Origin of the sequence: Bizionia myxarmorum, assembly GCF_008086205.1 — a bacterium.
Taxonomy (GTDB): Bacteria; Bacteroidota; Bacteroidia; order Flavobacteriales; family Flavobacteriaceae; genus Algorimicrobium; species Algorimicrobium myxarmorum.
Genome location: NZ_VSKK01000001.1, coordinates 655,490 through 677,212, shown reverse-complemented (window position 1 = coordinate 677,212; position 21,723 = coordinate 655,490). Strand labels below are relative to the sequence as shown.

The following is a 21,723-nucleotide window of genomic DNA, read 5'->3' as shown; positions in this document are numbered from 1 at the left end:
GCGTTTAATAAACTAAAATGCAGGATGTTTGCTGTCTTTGCTCTTATGAAGTGCCAATAGTATTAAAAACAATAGAATTGCAGACAACGGAATGTAGAAAAGATTACCACTTAATACAGAAAGAACCAGCGTGGTTATAAAAAATGCTTTTGAAATAGCGTTATTAACCAAATGCGTGTATAACCAATACAGAAATACGGAAAATGCTATAAAACCTATGATTCCAAAAAATAATATAATATCGAAAATTTGCAATTCCAATCTGACTTTTTCCAATTCTATGGCACCAATTAGATAGTTGTAATTACTTGGTGTTATTTGATTGTAAAGCTCCATAGTATTATCCGTTCTATAAGAAAAAATAGCTGCGATTAAACCATCAGATTCAATGACTTCTCTAAATAAAGGCATCATAAATATCCCTATCAGTACACCAATAAAAATGATAGATGCTATGATAAGTGATTTAATTTTAAAAGCTTTATTAAAATGAGAATCAAATAATGTTAAAAGACTTAAAAGTAAAAATTCAGCAAAAAACACACCTTTAATTCCAGACAAAACAGATATTATAAGTGTCACTAATATCATTTTTTTATCATTAAAAACCCAAAATAGAGTTGTTGCACTTAAGTATAAATAAGGTGTAAAACCTTGACTTAAAATAATTCCATTATAGCCGAATCGTTGAAATTCATAGGTTTGAAAAACGCGAACATCAAAGAATAAACCTATTAAAGCTAAAACTGAATTGATAAGAATAAAGCCTTTAAAACATTTATAAAGGATGGCTAAAAAATTCTGTTCATTATTAAACCAGGCATAGTATATTAATGGGAATACTAATAATGGAAAGATGTATCTGACATATTCATTGACATATAAATCAGAAAAATTATTTTTTAAAAGAAAAATTAGTGAAAGCACTAAAATAAAACCCAGTACTAACTTTAAATTTGAAAGCAAATATTTTAAATGTGAAAATATAAAAAGTAAAGAATAGCCGAGAAATATGGCTTTTAAAATTCTGTTGAGTTTTATTAAATCCATATGATAAAACATGCCTATTTTATCTACAAAGTCAAAACAAAGACTAAATAAAAGAAAGCCTAAAATTATAGCTTGGTAATTAGTAAAAAGAGCTTTTAATCGCGGCATTTCTAACATAGAATTATTTGAGTTTCTTTAAAATATAGGTTTCATAGGCTGAATTAATAATGTCCCAGTTGTAAAGTTGTTCAATTTTTTTTATGTTTTCACTTGCATAAATTTCCTTTTGATCAAACAAACTATCTGCATTCATAACGTTCAAAACGTCATTAGAATTATCAAAATAGTAGGCGTTTTCTCCTAATATACTTCTATTAAATATATTATTATTTGCTATAATAAGCGTGTTTGAAGCCATTGCTTCTAATAAAGACGGATTTGTACCACCAACGGAATGTCCATGAAAATAATACCTAGAATAAAACCTTAAATTATTGAGTTCTTCTTGATTATAATTGGCACCTACAAACTGAATTCTTTTATCAGCACTATATTTTTTTTGAAGCTTATTTCCAAAGTCATTTAAGGAGCCGAAAATAATTAAACTATGAGATGTGTCAGATTGGTGATATCCTTCCACAATGGTTGCTATATTGTTTTCTGGCTCTAGTCTTGCTATAATTACACAGTATTTATTTGTTTCAACATTGTATTTCGACAAAACTTCAGTGTCCGGGTTTGTAAAAACAGTTGCACCATAGGCAATAAACTCTGACGTTCTATTATACTTTTCCAAAATATAATCTTGAATCCCAATAGAGTCTGAAATCAGAAAATCGCTTGACTTAATAGCGAGCTTTTCTGCATATTTTAAAAATTTTCGAACTTTAGCAGAATATTTGGAACGCTTCCATTCCATACCATCCATATTTGTAATAATTACGGGCTTTTTAGGAAGTAACTGATGCCAAATAGAATTAGACGTATATCCTAATTGTAAAATAACATCAAAATTTCTTTTTCGTGCATCCAAAATACAGTTCAAATCATATATAAACTGTCCAGCCGTCCCTACTTTAGATTCTGGATCATGGCAATGAATTATATGTACGCCTTTAAAGTCTTTTTCTTGAAAAGGATGGTCATGGGAATTATAAACATAAACATCGTGATTTTTTTCTGCTAAATAAACTGAAAAATATTCTGCAAACTGCTCAAAACCACCATGATTATTGGGGATACCTCTAGTTCCTAATATGGCTATTTTCATTTACTTTATTTGTATTCATAAGTATTAAAATAACTGTGGCAAAAAAATAGACTCCGGTTACTCTACCAAAAATGGATTCCGACCACATGACTACAAACATAAATAATGAAAATTGAATTATTAATTTATCTCTTCGTTTTATTCCAATAACTAGGCTATAAACGGGAATTAAAATTAATAATAGTAAGCCTATGGCACCCGTTCGCCAAAATGTATCTACATATTGGTTATGTGGATTAAAGTTTTTGTGACCTAACATACCCAAGTTAACTAATCTGTTTTCTAGCGTTTTGTTGGTTTCTTTTGTAACGCCTTTTCCTATGATATAGTCAAATCCGTTCATGGTAGCTAATGCTTCTTGCCATAGCAATAAACGCAACGTTAATCCATTAATTCTTGAATCATCGGCATTCTCAATATGTTTATCATTTAAAATAGTGAAATCTTCTTTGTTTAGAATATCGCCAAACCTATTTTTTAGGGGAGAAAACAAAACTACAATTAGAGCTAAAGGAATAATTAAAAGTACTGTTTTTTTATTCTTTATCAAATTAAGGATCACTACGATTAAGGACAATAAAAATACCATTTTAGATCCGCTAAAAATTAGAAAGACAAACAATAAAAATTCTAAAAAATATTTGCTTTTACCTTTATAATTATAATCAATAAAACATATGGAAAAGAATAAGAGATAGGAAAAATATACGGGATGCAAGTACTTCGAAAAATAATCAAACGATATAAATTCGAAATTCTGATGTATATAAACATCGAAAAGCGACGTTAATAAAAAGCTAAATCCTAGTACAAAGGCCGAAACAGGAAATAGTGATAAATATTTTCTGTCCGCTATTGAAGGTATTACAATGGCCAAAACCAAGAATGGCAAAAAACGCTCTAGTGTTGATATTTCTTTAAAACCTTCTTCAGAAAAAATGTTATGTAAAATATAGAGGCTGAAAAAGCCTAAAATAATTAGATTGGTTTTTTCTGTTTTTATAGCTGTCCAAGATATTTTTTTTATGTGTAATGCAGCTATTAATATTAAAGCTCCATTATAAATAGGATCTGGTAAAAACATGGTTAAAATAAGTAAAGATATCGTTATGCTTGTAAGAGAAAAAGGCTGAATATCTATTGGTTTTATGCTCTTAATTACTAAAACAATTAAAATTAACAGCAATAATATTGGCAGTACTAATTGGTATATGCTTTCAAAATCTGAAGTATAAATATACGTTTTAGGTAATTCAAGAAAACTATGTTTTCCATTTGCGTTTATAGAATATTGACTTTCTCTATTTTGAAAACTTAAATTTCCCAGCACATTAATGTCCTGCAGATTTACAGCTTTTATTTCATCATCTGTTGTTATTGTAATATCATATAAATTAAGATTTTCTACCGGAAAATTAAAGTAAAGTCTTATTTGTCTTACTTTATTAGACGTGTCAAAAACCGCTTGATACGATGAATCTTTTTTTTTATGAAATAAATATGGTTTTTGAAAATCTATATTTGCGTCGCTACCTTTTGTAATATATACAAGCGGCATTAATTTTTTATCTAACTGATTATTGATTGTAATTTGGATAGAATTTATATTACTATTTAAAAAAGAATTATTTTTTTGAACGTAAATTCCAAGTATTATAGAAACTATAAAAGTTGTTATTACTAATAGCAATAATGGATGTCTTCTAGTTACCAAGTTTAAGTTACTGGTTTTTGTGATGAGAAATTATAATTTTTTTATAATCTTCAGCTATCGATTTCCAATTATATTTTGAAAGAATAGGACTATATATCTCTGCTAAATTAAAATTACTATTTAGCTGATTTTTTATTTTTAATTTTAATTCGTCCAAATTGTAGGGATCAAATACAAAAGCTTCAGGCAATTCAAAGTCTTTCATTGCCGTCTGATTAGAGCATAAAACTTTTTTTTGAAGCACCATTGCTTCCAAAGGCGGAATACCAAATCCTTCTGCAAAAGAGGGAAAAACGAAAAGATCACAATTTTTATAGTATTCAATTAAATCTATAGTAGCCACATTTTCTATACAGATTAAAGAGTCCTTAACTATTTCCTTATTCTCATTTATGTAAGATTCAAATTCAGGATACGCTATATCTCTTTTACCAATAAATACAAGTTTGAATCCTTCTTTATAAAGCTCTAGCTCCATAAAAGCCTTCAATAAAGCCCAATGATTTTTTCTAGGCTCTATTCTTGAAACATACATAATATATTTGGAAGGTGTTTCTACAAAACTTTCATTGTCAATATAAAAATCGTCATTAACCGCATTAGGAATTACATAAATATCCTTCTCACTTATATTATAAAATTTAGAAATTTTTTGTTTTGAAAATTCAGAAACCGTTAATAAGATATCTGCTTTTCTAGAGGAAAGTTTATGTAAGAGATGATTAACTACCCTCGTTTTCAAGGGGAAAAAGGACCTAAACTCTTCCTGTTCAAATAAAATATCATGAACAGTAACAATGTACTTACCTCTTATAATGGGGGGAACTGTATATTGAAAATGAGAATAATCAATATCATATTTTTTAATAATGGAAGGAAAATCAACTAATAGACGGTAAAATTTATTGCCTTTTTTTAAAGGAACAAATTGAAGGTTTTCAAAATCTCCAAATTCTTTTTTTAAATTGTCAGTATTTGTTGCAGCAATAAAAAAATTCCAGTCTTTACAAATTGGTATTAGCGCAAGATATAAACCTTTTAGATAACTTCTGGTTCCTTGATATTTATCATCAAAAACATGACCATCAACTAAAATATTCATAAGTTGAATTTATTAATTTTTAGCTGTTCCGCTACCAAATAGCTTGTTCTTTACTTTTACCGCAAAATCATAATTTTTAGCAGCTAATTTTTTTAATTCAGAAGAGTCTTCTCCGGGAAACCAATCCGTTGTTCTCGGTTTTTCCATATGTCTTTTGTGCAAAGCATATGCATAAGTGGCTACTGAAGTTCTAAAATTTCCTTCTGGAAAAGATGTCATATCATAGCCGTGAAGGGAGTAAGGGCCGCACTCCTGAATAATTAATCTATTAAAAGGTACTGCCAATTCGTCTTTTACTCCAGATCTTAAATCTTCTATTTTTAAATGTCCACCATATTCTTCTTTCCAATCGGTATTTAGATATAATAGAAGGTTCATTTGTCTGAACCAATTCTTATTTATAGGATGGTAGTTAAAATCCAAATGCATGTCCAGAAAACTATTTTTCTTTCCTTGATGCAATCCACCACCATGATTTTTGGGATCAACAAAAACTTCTTTTGCTGATATATAAGATAGAAATTTGTTGAAACGGTCTGATTTCAAATCATTGTATAATTCTTCAAAAAGAGGTCCTATTTCTTTATAATTAGATTTTTCGAACTTATTGTTGGCAAACATATAGTCCCTACTTTTTGTACTCAATTCTGGTATTTGATTGCGCATTTCTTGCAATTTACTCTCATCACAGAAATCATCAATAATTAAATATGAAAAAGGCTGATTCGCTAAATACTTTATTCGAAAATCTTCTATATTTTCTTCTAACTTGTCAAAATGTATCATAATTATTGTTTTTTCAAAACTACATAAAATATTAATGAAATAATAGATTATACAGTGGCATTTAATTACTTCAAAAACTATTTTTTAACAGAAACTTGTGTACTATATAACTGACTTAAGCCATAATAAATCAATATAATAGCAAAATAGTAAAAACCTTGTTTAGGAATATCTGTACCAATAAGATTAAGTATTAAACCAATTAGGAAAAATAAAGAAACTCTATTTCTGTTAGAATAAAATATCTCCACAAAAGATAAAGCAAATAATATAAACCCAAAAATACCTTTTTCGGCTAAAGACATGCCTATATAGGCATCCGTTACTCTATAATAATATATTTTGTCTGGTATTTCTTTATGTAAGTTTGTAATTCCTGCATAAATAACATTATCTGCATTAGGCGAAGATAATGCACCTATACCATTTCCTAATGGGTTTTCATAAAACTTGTTTAAGGAATAATCTATTAAAGCACCTCGTTGAGAAAACGCATTTTTATCTTGAAACGGATTAAAAGTACTTACAAATTTTTGAAGATTATCATTATTCATTACATAAACAACCCCGATAATTATGAAAACAAAAGATGAAAATCCTATTACTAAAACCCTTTTAGTAATTCTGATTTTTTTAGGTAAATAAACAGCTATTAGCAAAAAAACTAAAATAATTAAGGGGCCTCTTGAAAAGGTGGTAATAGCAACAGTTACAAGCAATGCCACATCCCAATAATTTTTAGTTTTATTAAAATAATACAATAAAAGTAAATACAAGCAGGCCAATTGCGCCATGATTCTAAAATCGAAAACAAAACCCGTGTTTCTTGGAATACTACGACCAACCCTTACTACAACATAGGAAGATTCTTTAAAAATAACACCGTTTGAGAACAAATAATGTATTTGATTATAAAAATATGGTGATAGATAAATAATTAAACACCCAACAAATGTGTATCTAAAAAACCTTAAAAGATATAAATAGTTAATTTTATTTTCGCCATTGGTTAATACAACCAACAAAAACAATAGTAAGGGAAGTGTTTCCTTTACAAATTCCGTTATGGCATACGAAATGTGCAATAAACCAAATAGCATCATAAATATTACGTAGAGAATGGTCCACTTCAATCCCTTTATTTTATTGATATTAATACTTTTTAAAGTACTAAAATTATAAACTAATATTATGAGTATAGGTATATAATTACATATCAGATTAAGGATATTAAAAGACATATTACTGTTAATAATAAAAGGCCCCATAATGAGTCTTGAAGACAGCATTAAAATCAATACCGTGGTGATATCTCTTTTTACAATTACTCTATAATATGAAATAGCTAAAACAGGTAAAATAAGGATAAAGGCATATTCGGACGCCTTGAATACTACTATGATTAGTACACAGATTATAAAAAGATAGTAATCAACTTTTAAATGCTTCAAAATATTTATGAAATTACTGTTAAAAATCCAACACTTAACGCTTTAATATTATCTTCATGCATACATCTTGGGTCTCCAAAAGCGTCAGACATAATACCTTCAAAGGAATTTTTTAATAACCAATTAGAAAACTCATTAACATTCATTCCTTCTTCGTTGGTATCTAATAATGTATTTAAAGACTTGTTCTTAAAATCTTTCCAAGATACTTCCTTGCACGTAAGCATTTTATTGAAAAACGCTGGAGCAAAAGTAAAGGCATTTTTTCCTTTTATTGCAGCTTCATAAGCTATAGTTCCTGAAACTGTGAAAACACCTTCAACATTATCCAGTAATTGATGTGAGTCTGCTTTATTATCAATTAAATAAATGTTACGCAATTTTTTTACCTTTTTATAAAATTTCAAGCTTCTATCACCAATTGCATTGGAATGTTCTTTCACTAATAATATATAGCCTTCAGGAAGGATGCGCCAGATGTTTGTAATGAGATCTAATTGATTTTCATAATACCTCCCAATAACATCTATAGAGGCTTCAGGTTGCTTATGCAATGTAAAAAGAAGCTTTTTCTTGTTTTGTGGTAGGTTCTGCACTAAAGTTTCAGAAATGAACCTTTTAAAAAGGAATCGATTATATATTTCGGAGGTGCGAATTCTAAACTGGGTTAATGGATTACTAAACAAGGTTGGATCATTAACATCTTGATTGGTTCTTAAAATAAAATTTTTAATTAAAATCAGATTGTGTTTAAGAGTGCCTTTTTTAGCAATTAATTTGTCGTTGATTGCTAGATATGATGGTTTTTCAAGTTTAATGTTAGAACTATTAGTTGCTATAACATTTAACACCTCTTTAATTTGAGACTGAAATTCATCTTGAAAAAAAGCAAACCTACCATTTGGAATTCTAACAGTATGCGGATTCAAATATTCACAGTTGAGTTCTCTAGCATTTTTAGTTAATCTATGAACCAATAGCTCATGAGCCCAAGTAACCTCGCCAAAAACAAACTGAATGGCATTTGTTTCTATAAAATGATAAACTAACTCTTGTAATTTTAACAAATAATCATAAGACCAATTTTTATTCTCTTCTCTTAAAACCCGATCGCCATATACTAATTCATTTATTTTTAAATCAATATTATCGGCTTTATTACTATATTCTAGAACTTCCTTTTTTCCAATATATAATAATTGGTTTTTAGGAAATATGGTTTTTAAAAATTCATACTGTTTTCTATTAGGTATAATCCAAAATGCTTTTACATCATCTGTCTTTAAGACCTTTGCAATTTCAACAAAAACATCTGTTTTGTAATAATTCGCAATAAAACATATGTTTTTCATATTTCTATTTTACTCTTCTTAATTCATGGGTACTATAAATACCCTTTTCTATTATGCTTTTATAAATAACACTAGCTGGTGCAATTGTAGTTTCGCTTACAACCGTAATTCCTTTGGTGAAAATACAATTTGAACCTATAAAAATGTCATTTTCGAATATAACTTTACCCGATAACATTTCTCTATTCACAGTAAAACCATGAGTCCAAATCTCACTCCCATTTCCGCCAAATACTACATTTTCTCCAATAATAATTTCGTCTACAACATCAAAATAATTACTTCTTAAAATAGAACTATTTCTATTAACATAAATATTTTGATTTTCAAAGTTAATGGCCTCATCAACTGTTCCTCTTACTGGAGCTCCAATAAAATTTCCACTACGGATTTCCGCATTATCCTTTAGGCTCAAAATATTTATGCTCTTAATTCTATTCATTTTAGAAATAGAAGCATTATTCTCTAAACTGAGTTTGTCAACTAAAATTTGATTTAAAAAACCAATTTTAGCACCTCTCATTTTCAGAGACGTGCAATTTATAATATTTAAAAATCCTATTTTAGATTCGTAATCAATATCATACTTTAATATAACGCGATATAAAAAAATGCGCACTTTATTAAAGGGGAAAATCGAAATTAAAAGGGATCCTAGAGACTTCATATACTAATTATTGTAAATAGTAATTTCTTTTCTTTAAAATTAATAAGCTACATAACAGTGATACTAAAACACTAATAGGCATAGCAATAACGGTCTTTTCAAGAAAACCGCCATCTATAATATTAAAAATTAAAATAAAGGACATTCCATTAATTATAGCTAAATATAATTTAAATTTGTTTTTGTTTTCTCGACCGTAATAAACTTCAAAAAACGCACTTATACACCATAAAAAAGTATAAGAAATAATGCAAAATATAACTAGAACAGTTCTGTTAATATCAAAATCACTTTTAACGTAAAAAACATATCCTAAAATAAGCGTTAATGCACCTAAAGTTGCCATTATTAAAATAATTAAATATTTAAATAGAATACCTTTTTGAATAGACAAAATATCTTTGGCAACATAAATTTCTTTTATTAAAAAAGCGAGTATGGAGGCATGAGTTAATTGTATTAGCATTGAACTTCTTTGAGTTAAGGACAGTAAAGTTCCTTCGTCCAATGACATAGAGTTTAAAGCGTTCAATTTTCCATAATTTGCAATATACATCATAATAAACACCTGTATTATAGATGGCCACGAAAACAGTAAGGCATTCACAAAAATTCCTTTAATCTCGATATATTTAACGCCTTCAGAATCTCTAAAAAAGATATCTATAATACACTTAAAAAGATAAAATATAGCAAATAAAATCTGTCCTATAAATATCAGCCATAACGAAAATTCTAAGCCAGAAAAGAAATATGCAAAAATAAAAGACAAGGAAAGTACATTTGAAAAAAGCGTTATATACACTGCTTTTTCAGGTCTATTGGTAAGTCTATAATAAGAGGCAAAGAAAACGGTTGCTAACACAAAAAGCAGCCTAGAAACAATAAAAACAATTAAGGGTTGATACTCAAAACTATAATAATTTACAGCAATAAAGCCTAAACCTATAATACTAAGGAGTAAATAAAGTCTTTGAAAGGATTTTACAAAAGTCTTGAGAGTCTCATTATGATTTTTACTATTTCTATAAGCATAAAAGAAATATCCAGACAATCCTAAATCTATAAGAGGAATAATAACGGTAGTTATCGAATAAATATATTCAATGGAAACATATACCAATTGATCTTTAAAAAACTGGAAAACTAATAAAGGTAACAGGAAAATAATGGCTTTATCCAAATAACTTAAGGCCATAAACCTAAAGAGCGTTTTGTTATTCTTAAATAGCGTAATTAATTTTTCCAAAATTTTTATTAAATAAGCGCAATATCTTAAATGAATTATTTAAAATACGTTATTAATTCCAAATTACCTGTTTACTTGAGGGTGTTAATCTTTTCAATGTTTTTAGCAAAAACATTCACAATTAACCCATTTTATTATTTAGAATGCACCTAGATTCTATACTAAAATCGTTCTGATTATCACAAAAGCTTCTGCATATTGTTGGCCAATTGTAAGACCTCTTTGTTTTGCTAAAATAGTTAAAGCTTCAGGTGACCTTGGGTGTGGAAAAGTTCTTTTTTCAAAATCGTAACTTTCCATTCCTTTAATTTTAGTATTAATTTGATTTTCTGAAACACTTATAAACATATTTGGTATAAAATGCCTAGGGTCTGATGATGCTCTCCATTCGGTTCCTGAAGGCGTTTCAAAGGTTATAATAGTTGTCACTTTTTCATGAGACATTGGTCTTGTTGCGGTAATGACTGCTTCAAAAGTTCTTTGATGATCAATGTTTAGGTCACCTCCATGATGTGTGAAGATAATTTCTGGATCAAAACTATTTTTTTCCTCTTCTACAACTTTAACAATGTCTAATAAATCAACAGAATCAAATCTATTATCTGGAAAATCATATATTCCGACACTCTCATAACCAATTACTTTTCGAGCGCTTTCAATATTTTCCCTATGCTTTTTTAATTCATTAGTCCAAGATGCCGGATTTCTTTTATCTGATCTTGAAGTAATACCCTCTCCCAATATAACTGCTCTTACTATGCAGTTAGATTCATGGATTAGTTTATTAATTGTAGCTCCCAGCCCCAAAAGTTCATCATCAGGGTGTGCTACGATAACTAATATTCGCTTATTCTTAAAATCCATTATTCTTTATTAATCATTTCTATAGTTAAAGGAGTTCCTCGTAATAGTTGTTGGTTAAAGGTCTTACCTAAAATTTCATTATAATATTTTGGATGTAATCCATTTCCAGGGCGAATACTTTTAACATTCTCTGCTGTAATTATCGTATTCTCTTTTACATCTTCAGTAATAAATAGGGATCTTGCAAATTGTTTATTTTTCATTACCTTTTCAGATAGTTCATAAGTTACTTTACCCAATGCTTTTTCCATCATTCTAACGGTATCCACCATTTCTTTAAATTCAGCAGGCTCCATAGAAAATGCTGCATCAGGACCACCTAAAGAACGATCTAGTATGAAATGCTTTTCAATAACTTTAGCCCCTAAACTAACGGCTCCTAAAGGCACTATCGTACCCATAGTATGATCTGACAGCCCTACCAAACAATTAAATCTTTTTCTAATATCCGGAATAACCTTCAAGTTAACCTCTTCTAAAGGTGTAGGATAAGCTGATGTACATTTCAAAATAATCACATCTTCGTTTCCTACGTTTTTACATGTTTGGATAGCCAATTCAATATCTTGTTCTGTAGCAATACCGGTAGATATAATAATAGGCTTCCCTTTTTTTGCAGTGTATTCAATTAAAGGAATATCAGTTATTTCAAAAGAAGCTATTTTATAGGCTGGTACACCCAGTTCCTCTAAAAAATCAACAGCTTTTAAATCAAAAGGAGAGGAGAAAAAAACCATTCCTTTAGATTCGACATAGTTTTTAATCTCTTCGTGCCATTCCCAAGGCGTGTAAACTTGTTGGTATAATTCGAAAAGCGTTTTACCATCCCAAAGAGTACCTCCTTTAATAATAAAGGATTCGGCGCTACAGTCTATTGTAATACTATCTGGCTTACTTGTTTGTAATTTTACACAATCGGCACCTGCTTCATGCATAGCATCTATTGTTTTTAAAGCTAAATCTAATTTGCCGTTATGATTACAAGATAACTCTGCAATAATAAAAACTGGAGAGGTATTGCTAATTTCTCTATCTCCTATAAAAATATTCTTATTCATATCTAGTTCATTAAATCTTTATATACGGGTGGTAAAATTGATTTAAAGGGTTTTCCAGTAAAAAATTTCATGCCTCTTCTGCGAAGGAAATCTCGCAAATCTTCTCCTTCATTTGTTAATTCTCCAGTGATCGTCATATCGTTAAAATTGAACGTGCTTGTTTTACTTCTTAAAAGCAAGGTCGTACTCTCGTAATTGTATTCGAAATCAATTTCTTTAAAGGTTTTTAACTTTTCGTATTCATTAAGAGACTCTTTAATAATTTCATTTTTATCCATATTAGAAAGCGCCTTTGGATACATATTTTCTTTGAGTATTTTTACTGGCATTCCTGCACAAAGACTTCCAGATGGAAGGTTTTTATTAATAATAGAATTAGCTCCTATTACAATATCATCTCCAATCACAACTCCTGGCATGACCGTGCTTTTTGCCGGCAACCATACATTTGAGCCTATAATTACTTTACCAAATTGCGATGGATATCCTTCTAAAACCGGAGGAAATGATCCATGAGTCCAAACATCCACATATTCTCCAATACCCACACTATCTCCTATATTTATACTATAATTTGTATTTAATTTAACATAAGAACATATCATACACTTATCTCCGATAGTTATGTTAGAATCGTAATTCATTTTACCACCATGTCCGATAATTACATTAGAGTCGAAGTATAAATAATGACCAAATTTTGCACTTAAAACTGTAATATCATTATCATTTCCTATATAACTACAATCTCCTATTTCTATAGATTTTCCTATTAAAAATTTATTGTTCGATCCTATTGTAACATTATCTCCACAAACAAAATTTCTTGCTCTAATAACGTTATTACTACCAATAGAAAAATTTTCTCCAACTGAAAAATTCTCTCCAATAAAATAAGAGTTGTTTTCTAATTCAATTTTCTTAATCATTTAATTTAAGTTAATGATTGTTTTAAACACGCTTAATCTTAAAACAACCCATTATAATTACCAATTAATTCTCTTTTAAACTCTTTATATATGTAATAATTTTAATTCTGACCTCTCTTTACGCTACGATATAATCACAAGTCATCTTTGTAAATTTTTACAATGTACTTCTGTCCGTTTTTAATAAAAAAAGCGGGATAGCGCTCGTTGTCAACAATTCTTAATAGGTTGAATTGTTCATCAATCGATTTAGAAATATCTAAAGCACTGTTTTTGGGCCCTCTTTTAGCATAAAAAGTAGATTCACCTTCTTGTGGTTTTCCTGAAATTTTAGTTTTGTTTTTTATAAATTCTAAAATTAAATCAATCGTTTTTAATCCTTGCTGATGTTTTATTTCTTCCAACAATTCATGCCCGTCTAACTCTATATAATCTTGTAGATAAATTTCGCCAGCATCAACAGCTTCAACAGCTTCAAATAGAGTGATTGGTATTTTATTTTCACCTTCTAAAATTTGCCAAGTAAGCGGAGACCAACCTTTGCCTTTTGGCAAATTACTTTCATGTATAACTAAATTATGGGTGTTATAGTTTAAATCTTTGAAGATTTTTTCACAAGCTAAAAGAAATAAAAGGTCTCCTCTTTTTACATCTTTATGGTTGTGCAATAAAGTCGCTTTAATTCCAAATTCATTTTGAATTTTTAAAATTAATTGTTTTGAATACGGCAAAATCCATGAGTTGGGATTATCAACCAGTACTTGAATTTTCATTAATATAGTGTATTTATAATGTTTAAAAATCGTTGTTTTTGTTTCCCATCAAAAAGTTTTTTCTGATTTTTAAGCATTTGATTTTGTGTTGATATATCTGAATTAATCACCTCATTTATAATTCCTTCAAATTTTGAGATATTATATAAAGTATAATCTCCAGCTGGAAATATAACATTATTTTTTTTCAAACCTTTGTAAATCAACTCTTGATTATCAATAAAATAACCGCAAATAATAAGCATCTTAACTGAACACACCTCATAACTAATTGTGCTAGATGGTATTATTGCTAGTTGACATTTTTGCATAACTCCAATAACTTCTTCTTCCGACAAATTCCTATATATTTTAACATTTGAATTCCTTGTTTCAATTTCAAAAATATTCTGATGTTTATATGCTGCACCAATTAAAACATGGATTTTATGTATAGATTTTATGTTGATTAAAGCTTCAACCGCTTTACTAGTTAAATCATAAAAATCTACGCCTCCAAAACTTATAAATGCTTCTTTAATTTTTTTAGGTTGTTTGCTTTTTTTTGCAACTTCTATAAACTTTGGCCTCAACATGGCAAAGTGAGAACCCAAAGCAAATTTCGTGTATGGCTTTGCTTGAAAATGTTCACGTGTTACAACCAAAGAGTGATTAATAACTATATCTGCTGAATTTTCAATGGTTGTTAAATCATCAATATAAATAAGTTTGTAACCCAATTTCTTAATTTCTTTTTGATAGTTGGAATCAAAAGCATAACCATCAGCTATAATTAAGTTTGCAGAAGTATTATAGTTTTCCGCTAACCATTTGGGTTCATCGTTAATATATATACTTACTGGAACTAAATCTACTTTATATGTTTTTGGAATGATAATTAATTCAGAATCCGAACGCGTTACTAATCTACACTCATAATTTTCCTTTAACATTTCTATTAAAGCAAAAGTTCTGTATAGATGTCCCAAACCAATTTCTGAATTCCCGTCTGCTCTAAATAGGATTTTTTTCTCCTGCATCAGCCATCATTTTATATTTTAACTCTGCAATTTTCCAGTCTGTTTCTGTATCAATATCTTGGGCTTCCAGTTCATTAATTTCAATATAACCTGTGCAATCTGTCCATAATTTCCTTTGTAATACAATTTTCTCGGTTTTCAACCAATAAAATTGGCCCGCGTCATGGTAAGTTGGCTCTAAATCTTGAGATCTAGCGCCCATATATTCAGGTTGAATCATGCGTATGAAATCCTTTTCAAATGCTCTCATAGCTCTCTGCACAGGAAAACTATATTGAATTACAGGGAATACAGTGTCTAAAAGCTTACTTTTAATCAGTTCTAAACTTTTATTTAATTTTTGTACTGTTACAAAGGGAGCTGTTGGATAAATACAGCATACATAATCAAATAATTTATCATTATTTTTGTAAGTCTCAACAACTTCAATAATAACATCGACTGTTGATGCATAGTCATCTGCATTCTTCTCACTCCTTAAAAATGGAACTTTAGCACCGTATTTTATAGCTATCTCTGCTATTTCTTCATCGTCTGTAGACACCATAACCTCATCAAACAAATTACTGTTTAGGGCAGCTTCAATAGAATACGCAATAATGGGTTTTCCTAAAAAAGATTTAATATTCTTTCTTGGTATACGCTTACTTCCTCCTCTTGCTGGTATTATTGCTAAATTAGCCATTGATGAAAGATGTTACTTTTTCTATTACAAAATCTTGTTCTTCATCAGTTAAACTCGGGTACATAGGCAAACTTATGCATTTGGAATAATAATTTTCAGCACAGGTTAAATGAGCTGTATCATAACCAATTTCTTTGTAATACGGCATGGTGTGCACCGGAATATAATGTATTTGCGCAAAAATATTCTGCGTTCTCAAAAAGTCATATAAACCTTTTCTGTCTTCAACTTCAATAACAAATAAGTGATGCGCGTTAAGATTACCTTCAGGTAAACTTTGAAACTTTATTTTTCCAATAAAAGCTTTTTTATATTTCTTTGCTATCACATTTCTTCTAGCTACTCCTACTTTGTTTTTAGCTAATTGGGTAATACCTAATGCAGATTGAATATCCGTTAATCTATAATTATAACCCAGCTCTTGCATTTCGTAAAACCAGCCTCCATGATCTTCAGCCATATTTTCCTTGGTAATTCCATGGGTTCTTAATAAGGACAATTTCTTAAAAAGTTCTTCGGAATTAGTAGTAAGCATACCACCTTCTCCACATGCAATATGTTTTACAGGATGAAATGAAAATATACCAATATCGGCATACGCTCCGTTTCCACACATTTGTGTTTCACCTTTTGAATCTTTAAAATAACTTCCAGGCGCGTGACATGCATCTTCTATAATCCATAAATCATGTTCTTGAGCCAATGATTTGAAAGCTTCTAAATCAACAGGCAATCCTGCGAAATCTACAGGAATAATTCCTTTAAAAAATCCTTTAGGTTTACTTTCAATAAGTTTTTTAGTACTCTCCAGAGAAAGCAAATACGTATCTGGATCAATATCCGCAAACCACACTTCACCACCTGCATATCTGACGCAGTTTGCTGATGCCACAAAAGTAATTGGAGTAGTAATTACACGTTCTCCTTCTTTTAAGCCTAAAGCTAAAACAGCTAAATGTAAACCCGATGTTGCGTTATTAACAGCTACAGCATATTTGGCACCATTGTAAGCTGCAAACTTATCCTCAAACTCCTTAACTTTCGGTCCTTGGGTTAAGAAATCGGCCGTTAAAGTTTTAACAACGGCATCAATGTCATCTTGCTCGATATTTTGTCTTCCGTAAGGTATTGCGTTTCTCATGCCTTCTTAAAAGTTAGGATCAACATGTTCTTTTATAAGTTTACGTAGGCTATCAACCGTTTCCCATTCCTCATTTTCACCGGAGTTATAACTAAAACCATAAGGAGCTTTTTTGGCACTAAATGTATTTATAAACTCTTCCAAACTCCATTTATGTGTTGGAGGTAAAATGGTATAATATTTCCCAAGATCATAGGTATAGAAAGAATCTGAAGATGTAATCATTTCTTCATGCACTTTTTCGCCTGGTCTAATACCTACAGTTGGTTTTTCGCAATCTGGACCAATAGCATTTGCTACGTCCATAATTTTATAAGACGGAATTTTAGGCACAAACAATTCGCCTCCCCAAGCATGCTCTAAAGCGTGCATAACCATATCTACTCCACCTTGCAACGAAATATTAAAACGTGTCATATTTGGGTCGGTAATTGGTAAAATATTCTCCAACTTCTTTTTATTAATGAAGAAAGGAATAACAGAACCGTTGGAACCCATCACGTTTCCATAACGTACAACTGAAAAACGAATTGGATTTTCACCTTTTATATTATTGGCAGCTATAAACAATTTATCCGATGTTAATTTGGTTGCGCCATATAAATTAATTGGAGCGCAAGCTTTATCAGTTGAAAGTGCAACAACGCGTTCCACCTTGGTTTTTAAACAGGCGTCTACCACATTTTCAGCGCCACCAATGTTAGTTTTAATACACTCGTCTGGGTTATATTCTGCAATATGAACATGTTTCATAGCGGCAGCATGAATGACATAATCGACATCTTGGAATGCTCTTATTAAACGTTCTCTATCTCTAACATCTCCAATAAAATAACGAATTTGAGGATATTTTTCAACTGGATATTCTTGAGCCATTTGAAACTGTTTCTGTTCGTCTCTAGAATAAATAATTAATCTTCTAACTTCAGGATATTTGTTTAATATATGAGAAGTTAAAGCTTTTCCTAATGAACCTGTTCCTCCCGTAATTAATATAGATTTTCCTTTTAAATATAACATTTTAGCGTGTTGATTTTATATATGTGAATTTTTAAAAACAGAATAATAGTGGAACTATAAAAATTCTGCTTCAACTATTTTTAATTATATCTCCTGTTGCAAAGTAATAACACAACGATCATTCCCGATAATATAAGGGTCGTATTTTTCTCCACTTGCGTCTGTGAATTTTTTCAATTTAAATGTTGTTGAATCCTGAAGCATTTCAATTCCTTCATTAAAACTAAAATAATTATGGAGTTCTCTTCCTTTGATCTTGAAACTGGAGTTAAAATACTTGAAATCACATTCAGAAATAATAATGTTTCCTTGAGCTGAATTGCTGCCAAAATCTAATCTTATGTTGAATGGAAAATCAGATTCAGGCAACTTAAATTTAATTAATTGCATGTCATCACTTGGATATACTTTCGTTGTTATCATTTGATCAACAGAGAATTTTTCGTCATCATATTGCGTGTAGAATAAAGAGAAAATATCTTCATTTTTAACAATGGCTTCAAGCGTCAAAGAAAAATACTTTTCTGATTCCGCTACTTCTACTACATCTTCTTCAACTGTTTTTACAGGTTTTTTATCTGGTTTCTGATTGCATCCAAAACTAAAAAACAATAAACAGCATAAAAGCAAACTCATTTTTATTCTTATCATGACCTAATCATTTGAACTCTCCTTTGTTAATAACGTAAAAATATAATAAATAATACTAATCTTCAGTAAAAGCGAATAAATAACGCTGCTAAAACAGCGGCATTATATTCTGTGATACATATAAATTAAATTAAAAATTTAAGTGAGGTACTTTATTTGGTGATTTTTGGAATATGTGAGGTTTCTTAATAAATTATCACCTATTCAATTTAAACTATCATTCCCGCTGCTACGGTTTCATTGGTGGCATCATCAATTAAAATAATACTTCCTGTTGTACGATTATCTCTGTATGAGTCTACCATTAAAGGTTTTGTGGTACGAATTTTCACTTTTAAAATATCATTCATACACAAAGTGTCATCCTCCGATTTACGCTCCAAAGTATGAATATCTATTTTATAAATAACTTCTTGAATCATAGCTTTTTGCTCATTAGAAGTGTGTTTAATAGTATATTTTGCTCTTGGTTTCGCTGGCTTATTATGAAGCCAGCATAGCATAACCTCTATATCTTGAGAAGCTTCAGGTTTGTTATTAGAACGAACAATCATGTCCCCTCGACTGATATCAATATCATCTTCTAAAGTAATAGCAACGGACATAGGCGCGAAGGCTTCCTCCAATGCCCCTTCAAAAGTATCTATCGATTTAATTTTACTCAAAAAACCGGATGGCATTACTGTTATTTCATCGCCAGTTCTAAAAACACCGCTAGCAATTCGTCCTGCATAACCACGATAATCGCGATGCGTTTCACTTTGTGGCCTTAAAACTGTTTGCACTGGAAAACGTGCATCTACTTTATTAATATCACTACTTATATGCAACGTTTCTAAAGTGTGTAATAAAGGAGCGCCTTGATACCAAGTCATATTCTCTGATCTATTAACAACATTATCACCGAGTAATGCTGAAATAGGGATAAATCGGACATCTTTTATAAGCATTTTAGAACAAAAACTCTCAAATTGATTACTGATGGTATTGAAGACGTTTTCTGAAAAATCAACTAGATCCATCTTGTTGATGCAGACAATAACATGGGAAATTTGCAATAATGATGCAATAAAAGCGTGACGTTTGGTTTGTTCAATAACACCGTGTCTTGCATCAATTAAAATAATAGCAGCATTAGCGGTAGATGCACCTGTAACCATATTTCGGGTGTATTGAATATGGCCTGGAGTATCAGCAATTATAAATTTACGTTTAAGTGTGGTAAAATATCTGTAAGCAACATCAATGGTAATGCCTTGTTCTCGTTCATCGCGTAATCCATCTGTGAATAGAGCTAAATCTATCCCTTCAAATCCCTTTTTTTGACTGGTATTTTCAATAGATTTTAATTGATCTTCAAAAATAGACTTGGAATCGTATAACAAACGACCAATTAAGGTGCTCTTACCGTCATCAACACTGCCTGCCGTTGTGAAACGTAATAATTGATTGTTATCTATCATATTGTCATTAATTCGCTTTTTATTTTATAGTCGTCCTATTAAAAATAACCTTGTCGTTTTCTATCTTCCATAGCGGATTCTGAACGCTTATCATCACTTCTATTGCCGCGTTCTGTATTTCGCATTCCAGAAACTTCTGCTGTAATTTTCTCTAAAGTATCAGCTTCAGACTCCTCGCCACCAGTAATGGTGATGTCACCTAGAGTTCTAAACCGGATTTTTTTGGTTAGTACTTCTTCATGATCTTCTAAAACCAGAAATTCAGAAAAAGGAATCCAAGTTCCATCACGCTTCACCACTTGTCGCTCATGAGCAAAATACAAAGAAGGAATGGCGATATTTTCACGATTAATATAATTCCAAACATCCATTTCGGTCCAGTTACTTATTGGGAAAGCTCTAAAATGTTCACCCTGAAAATGTTTACCGTTAAAAATATTCCATAATTCAGCGCGTTGATTTTTAGGATCCCATTGTCCAAAATCATCTCTATGTGAAAAGAAACGCTCTTTAGCACGTGCTTTTTCTTCATCACGACGCCCCCCGCCAATGGCACAGTCTATTATATGGGTTTCAATAGCATCTAAAAGAGTTGTGGTTTGTAAAGCATTTCTGGTGGCATTTTTACCCCGTTCTTCTGCTACACGACCATTGTCTATAGATGCTTGTACAGATCCAACAAGAAGTTTTAAGCCTAAATCTTTTACTATATCATCTCGAAATTGAATGGTTTCTGGAAAATTGTGACCCGTATCTACATGCATTAAAGCAAAGGGAATTTTAGCAGGAAAAAACGCTTTTTTGGCTAAATGCGTTACTAAAATAGAATCTTTCCCACCCGAAAATAAGATAACGGGATTTTCAAATTGCGCCCAAACTTCGCGTAAAACAAATATGGCTTCGCTTTCTAACTCATCTAAATAATTTAAATAATATTTACTCATTATCGCCATGCAATTTTGGTCTGATATAATCTAAAATTCGCTCTACAGCTTGTTCTACAGATTCTGTTTCAGTAAAGATTTCAAGATCTGGATTTTCTGGTGCTTCATAAGGAGCTGAAATTCCTGTCATATTTTTTATTTCACCTGCTAAAGCTTTTTCATACAGGCCTTTTACGTCTCGTTTCACACATTCTTCTAGACTGGTATTGACGTAAATTTCAACAAAGTTAACATCTTTAACGATACTTCTAATATTCATGCGATCTTTTTTATAAGGCGAAACAAAGGCTGCTAATGTTACTAAACCAGCATCTAACATCAAGTTTGCTATTTCGCCAATTCTTCGAATATTTTCGGTGCGATGTTCTGGTGAAAATGTTAAATCTACATTAATACCGTTTCTAATATTATCACCATCTAAACTATATGTTTTTATGCCTTCTTGGAATAGCTTTAACTCTAATTTATTGGCAATAGTTGACTTTCCAGAACCAGAAAGACCTGTAAACCAAAGTAAAAGTGAATTATGCCCATTCAATTTCTGTCTATCATAAGCCGTTATTTGATACTCATGTGGAACTATGTTTTTTGACAT

The 21,723-nt window shown here is 30.4% G+C and carries 21 protein-coding genes; all 21 read right to left on the bottom strand.

The genetic code is table 11. The features are described from left to right. Positions 1 to 12 precede the first annotated feature (12 nt). Positions 13 to 1,167: a hypothetical protein gene (locus ES674_RS03040; RefSeq protein WP_148402506.1), complete on the bottom strand. Its 1,155-nt coding sequence runs from the start codon at positions 1,165 to 1,167 to the stop codon at positions 13 to 15. Between the two features lie 4 nt (positions 1,168 to 1,171). Next, the gene (locus tag ES674_RS03035; protein WP_148402505.1) at positions 1,172 to 2,260 is read right to left on the bottom strand and encodes a DUF1972 domain-containing protein; all 1,089 of its coding nucleotides are present in this window, start codon (positions 2,258 to 2,260) and stop codon (positions 1,172 to 1,174) included. Further along, entirely contained in the window at positions 2,235 to 3,818 is a 1,584-nt protein-coding gene (locus ES674_RS03030; RefSeq protein ID WP_148402504.1) for an O-antigen ligase family protein, read from the bottom strand. The genes ES674_RS03035 and ES674_RS03030 overlap by 26 nt, the downstream gene beginning before the upstream one ends. Before the next feature lie 163 nt (positions 3,819 to 3,981). Next, on the bottom strand, positions 3,982 to 5,076 hold the full coding sequence (locus ES674_RS03025) for a glycosyltransferase family 4 protein (RefSeq protein WP_148402503.1): 1,095 nt from the start codon (positions 5,074 to 5,076) through the stop codon (positions 3,982 to 3,984). A 12-nt stretch (positions 5,077 to 5,088) separates the two neighbouring features. Beyond that, the gene (locus tag ES674_RS03020; protein WP_148402502.1) at positions 5,089 to 5,862 is read right to left on the bottom strand and encodes a 2OG-Fe(II) oxygenase; all 774 of its coding nucleotides are present in this window, start codon (positions 5,860 to 5,862) and stop codon (positions 5,089 to 5,091) included. 77 nt (positions 5,863 to 5,939) lie between these two features. After that, positions 5,940 to 6,995, bottom strand: a complete 1,056-nt coding sequence (locus ES674_RS03015) for an O-antigen ligase family protein (protein WP_170233953.1) — start codon at positions 6,993 to 6,995, stop codon at positions 5,940 to 5,942. 323 nt (positions 6,996 to 7,318) lie between these two features. Beyond that, entirely contained in the window at positions 7,319 to 8,665 is a 1,347-nt protein-coding gene (locus tag ES674_RS03010) for a hypothetical protein (protein WP_148402500.1), read from the bottom strand. A 4-nt stretch (positions 8,666 to 8,669) separates the two neighbouring features. Beyond that, complete coding sequence (locus tag ES674_RS03005; RefSeq protein ID WP_148402499.1) at positions 8,670 to 9,188, bottom strand: acyltransferase; 519 nt, start codon at positions 9,186 to 9,188, stop codon at positions 8,670 to 8,672. A gap of 151 nt (positions 9,189 to 9,339) precedes the next feature. Then, positions 9,340 to 10,581 (bottom strand): hypothetical protein, encoded by a 1,242-nt coding sequence (locus ES674_RS03000; protein WP_148402498.1) that lies wholly within the window; start codon positions 10,579 to 10,581, stop codon positions 9,340 to 9,342. Positions 10,582 to 10,737: 156 nt separating this feature from the next. Beyond that, positions 10,738 to 11,445 (bottom strand): PIG-L deacetylase family protein, encoded by a 708-nt coding sequence (locus ES674_RS02995; RefSeq protein ID WP_148402497.1) that lies wholly within the window; start codon positions 11,443 to 11,445, stop codon positions 10,738 to 10,740. Further along, entirely contained in the window at positions 11,445 to 12,503 is a 1,059-nt protein-coding gene (pseI, locus tag ES674_RS02990; RefSeq protein WP_148402496.1) for a pseudaminic acid synthase, read from the bottom strand. The genes ES674_RS02995 and pseI overlap by 1 nt, the downstream gene beginning before the upstream one ends. A gap of 2 nt (positions 12,504 to 12,505) precedes the next feature. After that, positions 12,506 to 13,432, bottom strand: coding sequence for a DapH/DapD/GlmU-related protein (locus tag ES674_RS02985; RefSeq protein ID WP_148402495.1), 927 nt, complete (start codon positions 13,430 to 13,432; stop codon positions 12,506 to 12,508). Positions 13,433 to 13,566: 134 nt separating this feature from the next. Then, complete coding sequence (locus ES674_RS02980; protein WP_148402494.1) at positions 13,567 to 14,205, bottom strand: formyltransferase family protein; 639 nt, start codon at positions 14,203 to 14,205, stop codon at positions 13,567 to 13,569. Then, positions 14,205 to 15,224, bottom strand: coding sequence for a UDP-2,4-diacetamido-2,4,6-trideoxy-beta-L-altropyranose hydrolase (gene pseG, locus ES674_RS02975; RefSeq protein ID WP_148402493.1), 1,020 nt, complete (start codon positions 15,222 to 15,224; stop codon positions 14,205 to 14,207). Before pseG ends, ES674_RS02980 begins: the two co-directional genes overlap by 1 nt. Then, positions 15,199 to 15,909 carry a pseudaminic acid cytidylyltransferase gene (gene pseF / locus ES674_RS02970; RefSeq protein WP_148402492.1) on the bottom strand — a complete coding sequence of 237 codons (711 nt, stop codon included), beginning with the start codon at positions 15,907 to 15,909 and terminating at the stop codon, positions 15,199 to 15,201. The genes pseG and pseF overlap by 26 nt, the downstream gene beginning before the upstream one ends. Then, a complete protein-coding gene (pseC, locus tag ES674_RS02965) occupies positions 15,902 to 17,050 on the bottom strand; it encodes a UDP-4-amino-4,6-dideoxy-N-acetyl-beta-L-altrosamine transaminase (RefSeq protein WP_148402491.1) in 1,149 nt (382 codons plus the stop codon). The genes pseF and pseC overlap by 8 nt, the downstream gene beginning before the upstream one ends. A gap of 6 nt (positions 17,051 to 17,056) precedes the next feature. Then, a complete protein-coding gene (gene pseB, locus ES674_RS02960; RefSeq protein WP_148402490.1) occupies positions 17,057 to 18,070 on the bottom strand; it encodes a UDP-N-acetylglucosamine 4,6-dehydratase (inverting) in 1,014 nt (337 codons plus the stop codon). An 84-nt stretch (positions 18,071 to 18,154) separates the two neighbouring features. After that, the gene (locus ES674_RS02955) at positions 18,155 to 18,721 is read right to left on the bottom strand and encodes a hypothetical protein (protein ID WP_148402489.1); all 567 of its coding nucleotides are present in this window, start codon (positions 18,719 to 18,721) and stop codon (positions 18,155 to 18,157) included. Between the two features lie 209 nt (positions 18,722 to 18,930). Beyond that, positions 18,931 to 20,184, bottom strand: a complete 1,254-nt coding sequence (gene cysN / locus ES674_RS02950) for a sulfate adenylyltransferase subunit CysN (protein ID WP_148402488.1) — start codon at positions 20,182 to 20,184, stop codon at positions 18,931 to 18,933. 38 nt (positions 20,185 to 20,222) lie between these two features. Further along, positions 20,223 to 21,128, bottom strand: a complete 906-nt coding sequence (cysD, locus tag ES674_RS02945) for a sulfate adenylyltransferase subunit CysD (protein ID WP_148402487.1) — start codon at positions 21,126 to 21,128, stop codon at positions 20,223 to 20,225. Next, positions 21,121 to 21,723 (bottom strand): adenylyl-sulfate kinase, encoded by a 603-nt coding sequence (cysC, locus tag ES674_RS02940; RefSeq protein ID WP_148402486.1) that lies wholly within the window; start codon positions 21,721 to 21,723, stop codon positions 21,121 to 21,123. The genes cysD and cysC overlap by 8 nt, the downstream gene beginning before the upstream one ends.